The organism is Robertmurraya beringensis, from assembly GCF_042433785.1.
Lineage (GTDB): Bacteria > Bacillota > Bacilli > Bacillales > Cytobacillaceae > Robertmurraya_A > Robertmurraya_A beringensis.
In genome coordinates this window covers 54,635-69,919 of the sequence record NZ_JBHLUU010000125.1, presented here as the reverse complement: position 1 = coordinate 69,919, position 15,285 = coordinate 54,635, and the positions used below count along the sequence as shown (strand labels likewise).

Below are 15,285 nucleotides of genomic sequence, written 5' to 3'. Positions count from 1 at the left end.
ACCATAAGAAAATTAAGCAGAAGATTTATTGTGATATTGACAAGTATTTTGTCAAACAAAACCAGTTTATGTCTAGAATACTGGCAATACTTAATAATGATAGTAAGAATAAATTACAACCTGAAATTCAAGATAACGGAGAAACAAACTTTGATGTTACAGATAATGAATTTAGAATGTTAGGTAAAAACGTAATAATTGAAGAAGGAACCTATTTTATTGAAAAGAATAATATTGAAATTGGTAATAATGTTTATATTGGTTTTGGTGGGTTATACGTTGGAAGCGGAGGGATAAAAATTGGTAGTGGCACTATAATTGCACATAAAGTAGAAATAATGACTAGGAATCATAACTTTGATAGTACAGACTTATTATCTATTCCTTATGACTATAGATATATTCTTAAACCTGTAATAATTGAGGACAATGTGTGGATTGGTTCAAATGTATGTATAATTCCAGGAGTACGAATAGGTGAAGGTGCTGTTATCGGTATGGGATCAGTTATTACAAAAGACGTACCTAAGTATGCGGTTGTTGGTGGCAATCCAGCAAAAATTATTAAGTATAGGGACAAGGATACTTATAACAAATTGAAAGATCAAGATAAAATATATCTGAAACTTAAAAATCAATTAGGTGAAGAAAGCTGAACTAGTTACTGCTTTTCTACACTAAATCAACAAGTGAAGGGAATGTAGATGAGAGTTTGCATTCCCTTTTTTTATACTCTAATAATTTTTTTGCTAAAGAACTCTTAAAAGACTGTTTAATATCTTTCCATGTTTATCTGTTAAAATAATAGACTATTAATTAGGTTAGTTACTGATGGAATTTACAAAATAAGCAATCGCTACTAGTTATACTGGATATAAAGCTAAATAAATAGTTTTAGGTTACTCTTATTTCAATAGAAAGGAAAGTGCAATTTTCTATCTCTATACAATTAAAATAGTTAAAAAAGAAAAATAACAACCGATATAATAATAAAGAATGTAACCAGGGGGAGAAAGAAATGATTGATCCTATTTCATCGAAATCAATCTTCACTACTCAACAAAATACTTTAATAGAAGCCGAAAAAAACAAATCAAGTGATTTTTTTCAACTTAGGAACTTCACGAATGTTAAAGATGAAATTATCAATGTTCCTCAAGAAAAAAAACAATTGGAGGATGTAGTGAAAAGTTTAAATGATTTTTTAACTCCAGCACATACATCCCTAAAATTTAAGTTTCATGAGAAATTAAATGAATATTATGTAACTTTAGTTGATGATAAGACAAATCAAGTTGTCAAAGAGATTCCGTCAAAAAAGATGTTGGATTTTTATGCTGAAATGACAGAGTTTATCGGAATCATGGTAGATAAGAGGATATAGGTGGTGTGAAAGTATGAGAATAGGCGGATTAGCTAGTGGGATGGATGTTGATACTTTAGTTAGTGATCTAATGAAGGCAGAACGTATACCATTGGATAAACTAAAACAGAAAAAACAAGTATTAGAATGGCAGAGAGACGAGTATCGTTCAATGAACACTCTGTTATTAAATTTTAGAACTGAACTAATGAATATGAAGCTTTCATCAGCTTATCGTGCAAGATTAACAACATCTTCAGATGAGGCTAAAGTAAGTGCAACTGCTAATAGTTCCGCAGCATTAGCTTCATATTCTATACAAAGTGTGGAAAATCTTGCATCAGCAACATCAAAAGTAACAAATGATCTTACCGGAAAAATTACTGGTGAAGGCAAAAAAATTGATTTCACTAAATCACTTTACGATGAGTCAGCTAATTTCCATGATCAAACCTTTAACTGGACAACTGGAAGCCCAAAGTCAGAAACAATACAAGTTAGTGGGAGCCCGATTAAAGTAGACCTTAAAGGTGGAGCTTCCATATTAAGAACGGATCTAATGAATGTGAATGTTAATGGAGTTGCTTATGAAGTAGTAACTGGTAGCTTTACTGACCCAGTTAAGAAGCAAGTAATGATAGATAGTGTAACGGGAGAGCTTACCTTTAATAATTCTGTTTCAGATGGAAGTACCGTAAAAGTAGATTTTATCGCCTCGAAATCAGTACAAGAAATAAAAACTTCAGCAGTAACTAGAACGTTTTCAATTAACCAGGTGGCATTATCTTCCAGTAGCTCTATCCAATCTATCAAAATTGGAACAAGTGATTATACTAAGAGTGGAAGTCAAATTATGGATGGAAGTAATGTTGTGGGTAATATAGCAAATGATGGAACGGTGACCATGCTAACAGATATAGCTGCAGATATAGATATACAAATTTCTTATGAGGAGAAATTTAGCACTTTTAATATTAAGACAGCTGGTCCCGATAATACATTTGCCACTGAAAACTTTAATATAGCAGCAACTAGTTCTTTTAATAGTCTAATAACTAAGGTTAATGACTCTAATGTTGGTGTTACAATGTTTTATGACTCTGCAAGTGATCGAATGACTCTAACTAGAAAGGTGACAGGTGATTTTAATAAATCAGGTGAAGACATCTCTCTTACAGGAGACCTAATCAATAATGTTTTAAAATTTAACACCGCCTCAACTACGGAAGGGAAAAATGCAATCTTCACTATCAATAACCTTAGAACAGAGCGAACTACAAACACCTTTGAAATTAGTGGAGTAACATTTACTTTAAAAACCCCTTTTGCAAGTAATAATGGACCTGTTGGTATAAACATCTCAAATAATACCGAACAAGTATTTGAAAATATAAAAAGTTTTATATTGAAGTACAATGAACTAATTGGAAAAATAAAAGGAGAGGTACAAGAAGAACGTTATAGGACATATACTCCATTAACAGATGAACAAAGAGAAACTTTAACAGATAAGCAGCAGGAGCAGTGGGAAGAAAGAGCGAAGAGTGGTATGTTAAGGCGTGATCCAACACTTTCGTCCTTGCTAACAAAAATGCGTATTGATTTTTCTACACCAATTTCAAATACTGAAGTTAATCCTTTATATAAGCAGTTAGCTAGTATTGGAATAAAGACAACCTCAAACTACCTTGAAGGAGGAAAGCTTGAAATTGATGAAGCTACATTGAAAAAGGCAATCGAAGCTAATCCTACGTCTGTAGAAAAGCTATTTAATGCGACTGGAACAACCGATGGAGAAAAGGGAATTGCCCAACGTTTAACCGATACTGTTAATGCGAGTTTGGATAAACTACGTTCCAAGGCAGGAAATTCTTTTTCAACAAATAATCAATTTGAGATTGGAAAGTTACTAAATGATGTAGATACAAAAATTAATCGGTTTGAAGAACGTCTGTTAAAAGTTGAAGACCGTTACTGGGCAAGATTCACAGCAATGGAAAAGGCGATTCAACGATCAAATGAGCAAATGGCACAATTGACAAGCTATATGAGCTAGAATAAAGGAGTGTGTATGAATTGGCTGTAAATAATCCGTATCAAGCATATCAGCAAAACACGTTAAATACAGCATCACCAGGTGAATTAACATTAATGCTTTACAATGGATGCATAAAATTTATTAATCAAGCCAAGATAGCCATCCAAGCAAAAAATATTGAGGATAAGAACAAAAATTTAATAAAAGCTCAAAAAATCATTCAAGAACTCATGGTTACATTAAATATGGATGTTCCTATGTCAAAGGAACTGATGGCGATGTATGATTACCTGTATCGACGTCTGGTTGAGGCTAATATGAATAATAATATAGGTATTCTTGACGAGGTATTAAGCTTCGTAACTGAATATCGCGATACATGGAAGCAAGTGATCAAAATCAACCGTCAAAAGCAATTTGCACAAGGTGGCCAAGCATAGTGAATGGACTACAGCTGTTTTTTGACCTTACTGTTCAAATGATTAAGCTCTATCAGGCTGAAGGTGACCGTGATGAGCGAATACAAGAAACAGAGAGGTTACTTGCTCTTCGTGATGAGGCAATGAGAAACGCAGTTCCTCCTTCTTCCAATGTGGAGCGAGAATTATTACAAAAAGCCAAGCAATTAAACGATCATTTGAATGGATTAATGCTACGAGAAAAGCAAAATATACAAAAGGATATGAAAGAACTTAAAGTGAAAAAAGAATCAACAAACAAATACGCAAACCCGTATGAGAACATTAATCCAGATGGTATGTTTTACGACAAAAAGAAGTAAGGAGACTGGCACAAGCTAGTCTCTCTTCTTTTCGTTGAAATATGTCTAAATGGTTAACGTCACCAATTCGACACAATTTTCAAACCTTTTTCAAGTTTTAGCAGGAGTTTACGAGGGTAAAATAGAAGTATAAATACATAGTCTTAATTACCATATTAAGACGGTGGTTATTTTTAAGATATGCTTGGAAAAAGTGGCGTAGGACAAGCTGCTCTAAGCATAACAGTAAGGTAACCAAATTTGTATAATGTGAAGGAGGAGTTCACTTATGAATTACAACGTTCGTGGTGAAAACATTGAGGTAACTCCAGCAATTAGAGAGTACGTGGAAAAGAAGATTGCCAAGTTGGAAAGATATTTTACTGAGACTCCTAATGCAAATGTTCATGTGAATTTGAAGTTGTACAATGACAAGCGATCCAAAGTAGAGGTAACGATTCCAATGGCGAATTTGGTACTTCGTGCAGAGGAAGTTCATGATGATATGTATGCGGCGATTGATCTAATTACAGACAAGTTAGAGCGTCAAATCCGTAAGCATAAAACAAAAGTGAACCGCAAATTCCGTGAAAAAGGAAACCTAAATGAATTGTTTGCTTCTCCAGTCGAAAATCAAGGTGGCGGTGTAGCGGTAGAAGAGGATGAGACCGATTTAGAACTTGTTCGTCAAAAGAGCTTTGATCTAAAGCCGATGGACAGCGAAGAAGCGATCCTTCAAATGAACCTACTTGGTCACAGCTTCTACGTGTTTACTAATGCTGAAACAAATCGTACAAATGTTGTTTACAAACGTAAAGATGGCCGTTATGGTCTAATTGAAGCTCAATAAAAGTGAGGCCTTCTGGATATTCCAGAGGGCCTTTTGATATCTTTTTAGTCAGAAAGTATGTACTTATGAATAAAAGATTGATGAAATAAAATAATAAGTTTATTATATGAATGGTGAAGGTATTACGCTTTCAAGAAATTTTTACATAGTTTACAACAAAAAACATTAAGAACAGGTGGTACTTATGAGTTTAAAATTTGCGTTAATCGGTTGTGGAAGAATTTCTCCAAATCATATTGCGGCTGCCATAGAAAATGAATTAGAAATTGTAGGATTATGCGATGTGAAGCAGGAGAATATGGAAGGGATCATTTCCACATTTAATCTCCCGACCTCTACTCCTCAATATACGGACTATAAGGAAATGATTAAAGCTGAAAAGCCTGATTTAGTAGCAATCTGTACGGAAAGTGGAAAACACGGTCAAATGGCATTGGATTGCATTGAAGAAGGTGTAAACTTAATTATTGAAAAGCCCATTACTCTTTCTCTTGAAGAAGCGGATCAGATTATCGCCTTAGCTAAGGAAAAGAACGTTAAAGTAAGTGCTTGTCACCAAAACCGTTTCAATAAGTCAATCCAAAAAATTAGAGAGTCTGTAGAAAAAGAACGTTTTGGCAGACTTCTTTATGGTACAGCTCATATACGTTGGAACCGTGGCGAAGATTACTACACGCAAGCTCCATGGCGTGGTACATGGGAGCAAGATGGTGGAGCATTAATGAACCAATGTATCCATAATATTGACCTTCTTCGTTGGATGATGGGTGATGAGATCACAGAAGTTGTTGGAATGACAGACAACCTAAAGCATGGTTTCATAGAGGCGGAAGACCTTGGTATTGCCCTTGTAAGGTTTGGTAATGGTAGTTATGGTGTGATCGAAGGTACTACAAATATCTATCCAAAGAACCTAGAAGAAACTCTTTATATTTTTGGTGATAAAGGTACGGTTAAAGCTGGAGGGAAGTCAGTTAATCTGATTGAAGAATGGCATTTTGCTGATGGATTAGATGATCCAGATCAAGTGAAAGAAGAGTACCAAGAAAACCCACCGAATGTATATGGATTTGGTCACAAACCATTATATACAGACGTAATCGATGCAATCAAAAATGATAGAGAGCCTTATGTAACTGCTGAGGATGGAAGAAGAGCACTTGAACTAGTACTAGCTATCTATAAGTCAGCTGCAGAAGGGACAAGTGTTAAGTTACCTTTAACCAATGTAAGTAGCACGGACTTTACAGGTAGATTTAAATAATATATTAAAGAAGCGAGCAAACTAAGAGTTGCTCGCTTTTTTATTACAACCGAAACTTCCCCAATTCCTTCTTCATTTCCACCGTCAGCTCCTGCAACTGCTCCATCTTCTCATTCACCTGCTCAAACGCCTGAAGCTGAGCATCCGTAGAAGCACTAATCTCCTCAGTCCCCGCAGCTGTCTCCTCTGTAACGGCCGAAATATTTTCAATCGCAGAAATAACCGAAGCACTCATGCTGCTAGAAGTTTTCATCCCCTCAACCAACGCATCTAGTTGCTCATTGATCGCCATCACATTCATAGAAATCACTTCAAATGAAGATTCTGTTTCCTTCATAGATGACTGCTGTTGATTGGATAAATCATACCCAAGCTCCGTTGCTTCTACAATGGTCGCAATGCCTTTTTTCATATGGCTAACCATCGTTGTGATATGTTCCGTTGCCTTAGTCGAATCATCAGCCAACTTACGAACTTCGTCTGCTACAACAGCGAAGCCTTTTCCAGCCTCACCGGCGCGTGCCGCTTCAATGGCCGCATTTAAGGCTAATAAATTCGTTTGATCTGCGATTTCACGTACGGAACGTGCTGCTTCCTCAATTTGTCCTGCGAACTGTGTGAAGCCCTCGACGGATGTTTTTATATGATCGGTTGACTTAGACAATTGTGAAGCCAGTTCAACCTGTTTTTCCAACGACACTCGACCGGTTTGAACCGAATCCAACGCTGCTGTACCAGCTTGTGAAGATTGCTCGGTTTTATCCTGAACTCGAGAGAACTCTTCGTTCATCGCACCCATTGAGCCGGCGGTTGATTGAATGTCTTCTGAAACGGATTGACTGCCACGAGCAAGCTCTTCCGTCGAAACAGCTACCTGGTTGCTGATTTCACGCAAGTTCACCATATGTCCAGATACTTCAGCGGTAAAGCCCGTCACTCGTTCTCCGACTTGTTCAATCGATTGAACGGTTTGTTTTACATTCGAAATCATTAGCGCAAAAGCCGATTTTAGCTGATCTAGCTCGTACGAACTATCTTCCTTCACTTCGTCGACTTCTACCGTGAGGTCTCCGTCCGCCACTTTAACCGCATGCTCCACCACTTCACGTAATGGTTTCGCAATACGTCTAGCCAAGAACCAAGTTGAAAGGCTAGATAACACAATTAATATAACAATCGCAATGATCGAGAATAAAACAACAAACTGAATCTTTTTCTCGGTTTGTTGGAGCATTTCGTCGTACCATTCTCCAGTTAGCTTATCCAACAGGTATACATCATTTAAGACACCAGAAATACGAATGGATTGCCTTTTAATCGCCGAGGGGTCGTTACTTCCAAACCCCGCATCGACTTCAGATGATAGGGCGTTAAACTTCTCTTGTGCTTTCCCTAGGGTTTCTTTCTGCTCATCCACTCTAATTACTTTTGTAAGTGACGCGATTTGCTCATCAATGTTCTGTAATTGTGTCACAGCTTCTGATTTGTTTGCTTCACTTTGGTTGAATGTATAATTCGAGAGTGCTTGCTTGGCAACTACCAGCTCTCCTTGAATACCTTCCACCAATAATAAAACCTGTACATCATCCTTAACTGAGCTTTGCATGCTCACTAGCTGAGAAATCATAAATCCAATAATTAAAGTTGATAATAAAAGCGGAATGATGGCGATGATAAGTAAGCGAGATTGAAGTTTCATGTCATTCCCTCCTTATTCCATTTCGACCGTAATGTCGCCCGAAATGATTTTCTCTTTTGCTTCCTCAAGCTGGCTGTTCTCAGCATCTGATAGTTGTACGACACGAATGTCCGCTAAGCCAACGCCGTTTTCAGAAAGACCGAGCACATACGTGGAAGAACCAATTTTTCCTGTTTCCTTTAATTCTTTAGCGATATCGTACATGGCCACGTCAATATTTTTTAACATAGAAGTGGTAACGGCTTTTTCCGCTACGAAAAATTGGTCAGAATCTACGCCAGCAGCCAATTTACCAAGCTTTTGAGCGGTCTGAAGTGCACCGAAACCAGTGAATCCAGCTGCAGGGTAGATGAAATCAGCACCAGCTGCGATTTGTTTTTCGGCAATCGCTCCACCAAGTGTCGCGTCTCCAAAGGAATTTGCGTACTCAACCAGTACCTCTACATTTGGATTGACGTATTTTGCTCCTTGTATGTAGCCTGCTTTAAAGTGATTAATGACAGGTACATCAAAGCCACCGATAAATCCAATCTTACCCGTGGTGCTCTTCATTGCAGCGACCATTCCTACTAAGAAGCTTCCTTCATACTCTTTAAAAGTAAGGGATACAACATTTTCAAGCTCGGAAACCTCATCAATAATCATGAATTGCTGATTGGGATGTTCCTTTGCCACTTTTTCTAACGCTTCCTTAACAGAGAAACCAAGACCGATAATCAGGTCATATTCTTCCTCGACAAGTTCGGTTAGTTTTTCTTCGAAGTCCCCGTCGGGAGCTTCTTTATAGTCAAATAAAATTCCAAACTCGTCGCGAGCTCGTTCTAGGCCGCGGAACGCCGAATCGTTAAAGGACTCATCTCCAAGTCCACTATCTGATAAAAGAATCCCAATTTTGTATTCTTTTTCTGTCTTTGTTTGCTGTGCTCCCAGTGAACAAGCGCTTAAAACATTCACGACTAGGAACAATAAGAATATTCTTTTTAGCATGTTGCTGTCCTCCTCTTGGTTGTACATACCTCTTATGTATCGGACAAAATTCGACAAGTTTAAGTAAATTGTTTCGATTTTGTGAATATCTCGAATTCCGAAATAAACGGTTAACGAAAGCACATAAATTTGGTATGATGAAACTATCTGAATTTTTATAATTTAGGAGGAATGTTATGAAGCACAGACAGTTATTTATCGCCTTCTTCCGCTCAGGAATTCTGGGCTACGGTGGAGGGCCATCATCAATTCCTCTTGTCAAAAAGGAAGTTGTCGATACATTCAAATGGATGGATTCGGATGAGTTTGGGGATATTTTGGCCCTGGCCAATGCCTTGCCAGGGCCGATTAATACGAAGATGGCGGGATATATTGGGTATCGTGTGGGTGGTGTGTTAGGTCTTTTAAATGCCCTTTTTGCATCGATTTTACCGAGTATTTTTTTCATGATTATCTTGCTAAATGTACTAAATACCTACAAAGACGAACCATGGGTACGAGGGATGTCGATGGCGGTCGTGCCGGTCGTTGCGGTGATGCTCGCAACATTAACTTGGGATTTTATAAAAAAATCATCGAGCTCTAGTCTCGGTTGGGGTTGGACTCTTCTTTTTGTCGTAGTGAGTCTTGTGTTGCTGCAATTTTTAAACGTACATCCTGCAATCATTATTTTTGCCTTATTACTCAGCGCATTATTGAAAAAAGATCCTGAGAACTCTAAGGAAAAGGAGAAGACGTCCGCATGATTTATTGGCAATTGTTTTTGGCGTTTTTTATTCCGGGAATTCTCGGTTATGGTGGGGGACCAGGGACGATTCCATTGGTTGAAAATGAAGTGGTGGATCGGTATGAATGGTTGTCTGTTAATGAATTTAGTGAGGTGCTCGCGTTAGGGAATGCACTGCCAGGACCGATTGCGACGAAAATGGCCGGGTATATTGGCTATGAAGTGGGTGGTATCTTCGGAGCCGTGGTTGCCGTATTTGCTACGGTGGCACCGTCGTTAATTTTGATGGTTACTTTACTCGGTTTATTGATGAAATATAAGGAATCACCAAAAGTTAAGAGACTCACCGTATTGGTCCGTCCGGTCATTGCCGTTCTATTAGGGGTGATGACGTACGATTTCTTTTTCTCCTCTTATGAAGGAGCGGGCATTTGGCAGACGATTGGAATTGGTGTCATTGCCTTTGTGTTGATGGAAAGGCTGAAGGTTCATCCTGCTTATGTGATAGCGGGTGCGCTTGTTTATGGTGGGGTATTCTTAGGATAAGTCAGGATCAGTCGCACATTCCACAAGCTGGTGTTGCTAGCGATTCATGTGCGACTGACCTTATTAGAAGCGTGAGGAGGCAGACACATGACGTTTTCAATCGTTGGATATGACCCAAAGGAGAAAGAATGGGGGGTTGCGGTGCAGTCGAAGTTTTTAGGAGTCGGAGCGGTGGTGCCGTTCGCGAAGGCTGGAATAGGTGTTGTTGCGACGCAGTCTTATGCGAATACGGCATATGGTCCAGAGGCATTTCAGTTATTTTCAGAAGGAAAGTTAGCGGAAGAGGTCATTGAAATGATTACCTCACGAGATGAGGATAAGGATCTGCGTCAGGTTGGAGTGATCGATGCGAACGGAAATGCTGCTTCTTTTACCGGTGAAAAATGCTATGACTGGGCCGGTGGAATCGTTGGCGAGCATTTTGCCGCACAGGGCAATATTTTAGTAGACGAGCAGACCGTACAAGCGATGGCCAAAACGTTTCAAGAGACAAGTGGCACTCTGGCGGAACGCTTGCTTGCCGCGTTAAATGCAGGGCAAGAGGCTGGCGGTGATAGTCGTGGTCAGCAATCAGCGGCCCTATTAGTAGTGAAGGAAGCGGGTGGTTATGGTGGATACAATGACCGCTTCATCGATCTTCGTGTTGACGATCATCCGGAGCCCATTAAAGAGCTGATTCGCGTGTTTGGTTTGCAACAGCTATACTTTGCCCCTGCTAAGCCTGATCGTATGGCTACGATTGAAGGGCATGTGAAGGAAGAGTTGGTTGCGCATTTAAGACGTCACGGATATTTGGAATTGTATGTGGATGAGGAAAGCATTCACAAGGCTCTGACTCGTTATATACATACTGAGAACTTTGAAGCGCGCGAGTTAGAGCGTGGGAAAATTGATTTGGACGTACTTGATTATATGAAAAAGCAATAGTTTTAATAGTGGGCACTTCTTCCTAGCCAAGAAGTGCTTTTTTTATTTTGAAAAACACAACCCATTTTCTCCTCAATCTCTTTTGTATTCCTCCATAATCGTTTACACTAAAGGGTAAGAGATTTGGATAAAGGCTATGTTCACATAGATTGTTGTTAAAATCTAAAAGCCGATTTTAACGTGGAAATAAGCTATTTTGTGCTTGAAATTAAGAATGCAAGCTCTTTTCTTACCATTGGAGTATAGTGTGCTATGTATTGTAGCTCAGGTTAAGCGTTTTTTATCTCCAAAACAACAAAGTTTAAGAAATGAGCCTTGATAAAGAAGGAGAACCGAATGGCAGCATCATTTAATCGAAATGCACCATGTACATGTGGGAGCGGGAAAAAATATAAAAAATGTTGTGGCTTAAAAGAAGCCATTTCGATTAACTCATTAATAGAACGGGAGATTGAGCAAATCCAGGCAAAGGTCATCAGTGATGTGGATTATATGTACGGTGATGAAATTGATGAGGATTTTGATCGGTATGTTCTTCCTGCGCTCGTTGATGATGAAAAGGAAATCGAGTTTTTTGGCTTTATTCATACCGTATGGTTCGCCCTTTTCAAACAAGTGGACCAAAACATGACGTTTTTACAAGACTTTATCCATCACCGTGATAAAACGGTCACAAGAGCGAGTTTACGAGACATCGTCGCTTCCTGGCACAGCCCTCGGCCGGTTGCAGGGAGAATGCTTGAGCTGACGCCAACCAGTGTAACAATGAAAGATACGCTGACTGATGAGCTTCTACAAATCAAGCTTCTTCAGCCATCAGCAGCTGAGCCGAACTCTTTCATCTTCGGATTTATCGTTCCATATCGTGAGGAGTGGATCTTTTTCCCGACCTTCTTTGACCTTGAAGGGGAATCTGATCAAAGGGATGAAGAGTTTATTAAGCAGGAGTTTGCCGAAAGCAAGTACGATGACCCTATCGAGTTTTTGAAAAATCAGCTCCTTTATGTGATGAACGAAATTCAATTTTTATCAGCCGAAGTGAACATCGACAACTTCAATTGGCCACTCCCTGTTCACAAGGTGATTGCCGAGTCGCTGGTCCAAGAGTTTAAGAGCTATGGTTCGCCACCAGAACTAACCGGAACGGGAGTCGCACTTTGGAATCGTTATTGTCAAATCAAGCCAAAGCAGGTGAAAAGCAAGTCTGTGTACGTGGCGGCTGTTCAGTATGTGGCGATGGAGGTTCATCCATTAGTTGATTTGACGATTAATGAGTTTGCCTTAGAGACGAACGTTTCTGCGGCTAGTCTTGGAAGAATTGTCAGGGACTTAAAGACCACGCTCACTCCTGAGTTACGAGAACTCCGAGCGATGATTTTAGAAGACCTGCAGATTGAACTAGAAGAGGACGAGTATTTAAAGTAGTTGTTTCTGGCTCTTATTGGCACTGATTACCCAAAAGTGATAAAATAATAGGTAAACATTTGAATGACGAAGGGTTCGCCAAGCAATCTGGCGAATTTATACATAATTAGCCATAACCAAAAAGGAGCGTTCTAAATGCTTGGAATGTTAAATAAAGTGTTTGATCCGAATAAAAGAGAATTAAAACGCCTAACCAAACTGAGTGAAGAGATTGAAAAATTGGCACCAAGAATGGAAGCGTTGAGCGATGACGAGCTTCGTGCGAAAACGGACGAGTTCAAGTCTCGCTATCAAGGTGGCGAATCACTGGATGATTTGCTTGTTGAAGCGTTTGCCGTTGTGCGCGAAGGAGCCAAGCGTGTACTTGGGCTTTACCCGTATCCTGTTCAGCTCATGGGGGGCGCGTCTCTTCATGAAGGAAACATTTCCGAGATGAAGACAGGGGAAGGGAAAACGTTAACGTCTACCATGCCTGTATACTTAAACGCCTTGTCTGGAAGAGGCGTTCATGTCGTAACGGTGAACGAATACTTGGCAAGCCGTGACGCGACGGAAATGGGTCAGCTTTATACGTTCTTAGGCTTAACAGTAGGTTTAAACACAAACGGCCTTTCAAAAGAAGAAAAGCAAGCTGCGTATGCTTGTGATATTACGTATTCAACGAATAATGAGCTAGGCTTCGATTATCTCCGCGATAACATGGTTCTGTACAAAGAGCAAAAAGTACAGCGTCCGCTTTACTACGCGGTTATTGACGAAGTGGACTCAATCTTAATTGACGAAGCACGTACACCATTGATCATTTCTGGTTCGGCTCAAAAGTCGACGGCTCTTTATATTCAAGCGAATGCATTTGTTCGTACGTTGAAAAAAGATGAAGACTACACGTACGATGAAAAGACAAAGGGTGTTCAGCTGACGGAAGAAGGAATCAATAGAGCAGAGCGCGCGTTTGGCATCGAGAACTTATTCGACATTCGTCACGTAGCGTTGAACCATCATATCGGACAAGCGCTGAAGGCACATGCGAGCATGCATTTAGATGTGGACTATGTGGTGCAGGACGGCGAAATCGTGATTGTTGACCAGTTTACAGGTCGTCTGATGAAGGGACGTCGTTATAGCGATGGTCTTCACCAAGCGATTGAAGCGAAGGAAGGTCTTGAGGTTCAAAACGAGAGTATGACGCTTGCAACGATTACGTTCCAGAACTACTTCCGTATGTATGAAAAATTGTCAGGTATGACGGGTACGGCGAAAACAGAGGAAGAGGAATTCCGCAATATTTATAATATGAATGTAATTGTGATTCCAACGAATCGTCCGATCGCTCGTGATGACCGTGCCGATTTAATCTACGCAACGATGGACGGGAAATTCCGTGCGGTTGTCGAAGATATTGCTGAGCGTAACAGCAAGGGCCAACCTGTTCTAGTGGGTACCGTTGCGATTGAAACATCTGAATTAATCTCCAAATACCTAACGAAAAAAGGTATTCGCCATAATGTGTTAAACGCGAAAAACCACGAGCGTGAGGCAGAAATCATTGCTGAAGCAGGTCATAAAGGTGCAGTTACGATCGCTACCAACATGGCCGGTCGTGGTACGGATATTAAGCTTGGTGAAGGGGTAAAAGAGGTTGGCGGATTAGCCGTTATTGGTACGGAGCGCCATGAGAGCCGTCGTATTGATAACCAGCTTCGTGGACGTTCAGGTCGTCAAGGAGATCCAGGGGTAACCCAGTTCTATCTTTCTATGGAAGATGAGCTGATGCGCCGCTTCGGTTCTGATAATATGAAGGCGATGATGACACGTCTGGGCATGGACGATTCACAGCCGATCCAAAGTAAAATGGTATCAAGAGCCGTTGAATCGGCACAAAAACGTGTAGAAGGAAACAACTTCGATGCACGTAAGCAGCTTCTTTCTTACGACGATGTTCTTCGTCAGCAGCGTGAGATTTTATATACGCAAAGAAATGAAGTGCTTGAGTCTGAGAACCTGCGCGAAATCGTAGAGAGAATGATCGAAACGGTCGTTAGCCGTAGCGTAGAAGTTCACACACCGAGCTTTGAGGACCGTGATAAGTGGAACCTGCAAGGCATCATTGACTATGTGAACGGAAATCTTCTTCACGAAGGTGATGTAACGGTGGAAGACCTACGAGGCAAAGAGCCAGAGGCGATGACTGAATTGATTCTGGCAAAAGTGAGGGAGCGCTACGACGAAAAAGAAGAGCAGCTTTCATTCGAGCAAATGCGTGAATTCGAAAAAGTGGTTGTGCTTCGTGCCGTTGACTCGAAGTGGATTGACCATATCGATGCGATGGATCAGCTTCGTCAAGGAATTCACTTACGTGCGTACGGTCAAATCGACCCACTTCGCGAATACAACCACGAAGGCTTTGCAATGTTCGAAAGCATGATCGCAGCGATCGAAGAGGATGTAGCGAAGTACGTCATGAAGGCAGAAATCCGCAACAACCTAGAGCGTCAAGAGGTTGCCAAGGGCCAAGCAGTGAACCCAAAGGAAGACGGCGAAAAAGCAGTCAAGAAAAAGCCCGTAACCAAGGCAATGAATGTCGGCCGTAACGACCCATGTATCTGCGGAAGCGGCAAAAAGTATAAAAACTGCTGCGGAAGCTTAGACTAGAGGCAATAAAAGTGGCTGGAAGTTGGGCATTAAGGTGATTTTACGAT

The 15,285-nt window shown here is 40.2% G+C and carries 13 protein-coding genes and 1 pseudogene; 12 read left to right on the top strand and 2 right to left on the bottom strand.

Translation table 11 applies throughout. The annotated features are described in order from the left end of the window. Positions 1–68: 68 nt before the first annotated feature. The 7 genes and pseudogenes from ACFFHF_RS21940 to ACFFHF_RS21910 all read left to right on the top strand — a co-directional run. Positions 69–566, top strand: a pseudogene (locus ACFFHF_RS21940) (acyltransferase); the annotation flags it as partial. A gap of 452 nt (positions 567–1,018) precedes the next feature. Beyond that, the gene (gene flaG, locus ACFFHF_RS21935; protein WP_377059044.1) at positions 1,019–1,384 is read left to right on the top strand and encodes a flagellar protein FlaG; all 366 of its coding nucleotides are present in this window, start codon (positions 1,019–1,021) and stop codon (positions 1,382–1,384) included. A gap of 13 nt (positions 1,385–1,397) precedes the next feature. Continuing rightward, the gene (gene fliD, locus ACFFHF_RS21930) at positions 1,398–3,419 is read left to right on the top strand and encodes a flagellar filament capping protein FliD (protein WP_377059043.1); all 2,022 of its coding nucleotides are present in this window, start codon (positions 1,398–1,400) and stop codon (positions 3,417–3,419) included. A gap of 20 nt (positions 3,420–3,439) precedes the next feature. Beyond that, positions 3,440–3,841, top strand: coding sequence for a flagellar export chaperone FliS (gene fliS / locus ACFFHF_RS21925; protein ID WP_377059042.1), 402 nt, complete (start codon positions 3,440–3,442; stop codon positions 3,839–3,841). Beyond that, complete coding sequence (gene fliT, locus ACFFHF_RS21920; RefSeq protein WP_377059041.1) at positions 3,841–4,182, top strand: flagellar protein FliT; 342 nt, start codon at positions 3,841–3,843, stop codon at positions 4,180–4,182. The genes fliS and fliT overlap by 1 nt, the downstream gene beginning before the upstream one ends. A 268-nt stretch (positions 4,183–4,450) precedes the next feature. Next, complete coding sequence (gene hpf / locus ACFFHF_RS21915; RefSeq protein WP_119710101.1) at positions 4,451–5,011, top strand: ribosome hibernation-promoting factor, HPF/YfiA family; 561 nt, start codon at positions 4,451–4,453, stop codon at positions 5,009–5,011. Positions 5,012–5,195: 184 nt separating this feature from the next. Next, positions 5,196–6,275: a Gfo/Idh/MocA family protein gene (locus tag ACFFHF_RS21910; RefSeq protein ID WP_377059040.1), complete on the top strand. Its 1,080-nt coding sequence runs from the start codon at positions 5,196–5,198 to the stop codon at positions 6,273–6,275. 43 nt (positions 6,276–6,318) lie between these two features. On the opposite strand, the gene ACFFHF_RS21905 is transcribed toward ACFFHF_RS21910, so the two are convergent. Further along, positions 6,319–7,974: a methyl-accepting chemotaxis protein gene (locus ACFFHF_RS21905; RefSeq protein WP_377059039.1), complete on the bottom strand. Its 1,656-nt coding sequence runs from the start codon at positions 7,972–7,974 to the stop codon at positions 6,319–6,321. A 12-nt stretch (positions 7,975–7,986) separates the two neighbouring features. After that, entirely contained in the window at positions 7,987–8,961 is a 975-nt protein-coding gene (locus ACFFHF_RS21900; RefSeq protein ID WP_377059038.1) for a BMP family lipoprotein, read from the bottom strand. Positions 8,962–9,137: 176 nt separating this feature from the next. Between ACFFHF_RS21900 and ACFFHF_RS21895 the strand changes: the two genes are divergently transcribed. From ACFFHF_RS21895 to secA, 5 genes are all read left to right on the top strand, one after another. Continuing rightward, the gene (locus ACFFHF_RS21895) at positions 9,138–9,707 is read left to right on the top strand and encodes a chromate transporter (RefSeq protein ID WP_377059037.1); all 570 of its coding nucleotides are present in this window, start codon (positions 9,138–9,140) and stop codon (positions 9,705–9,707) included. Further along, positions 9,704–10,234 (top strand): chromate transporter, encoded by a 531-nt coding sequence (locus tag ACFFHF_RS21890; protein WP_377059036.1) that lies wholly within the window; start codon positions 9,704–9,706, stop codon positions 10,232–10,234. Before ACFFHF_RS21895 ends, ACFFHF_RS21890 begins: the two co-directional genes overlap by 4 nt. An 87-nt stretch (positions 10,235–10,321) precedes the next feature. Continuing rightward, positions 10,322–11,161, top strand: a complete 840-nt coding sequence (locus ACFFHF_RS21885) for a DUF1028 domain-containing protein (RefSeq protein WP_377059035.1) — start codon at positions 10,322–10,324, stop codon at positions 11,159–11,161. Positions 11,162–11,497: 336 nt separating this feature from the next. Continuing rightward, positions 11,498–12,586 (top strand): SEC-C metal-binding domain-containing protein, encoded by a 1,089-nt coding sequence (locus tag ACFFHF_RS21880; protein ID WP_377059034.1) that lies wholly within the window; start codon positions 11,498–11,500, stop codon positions 12,584–12,586. Between the two features lie 135 nt (positions 12,587–12,721). Beyond that, positions 12,722–15,238 (top strand): preprotein translocase subunit SecA, encoded by a 2,517-nt coding sequence (gene secA, locus ACFFHF_RS21875; protein ID WP_377059033.1) that lies wholly within the window; start codon positions 12,722–12,724, stop codon positions 15,236–15,238. Positions 15,239–15,285: the final 47 nt, after the last annotated feature.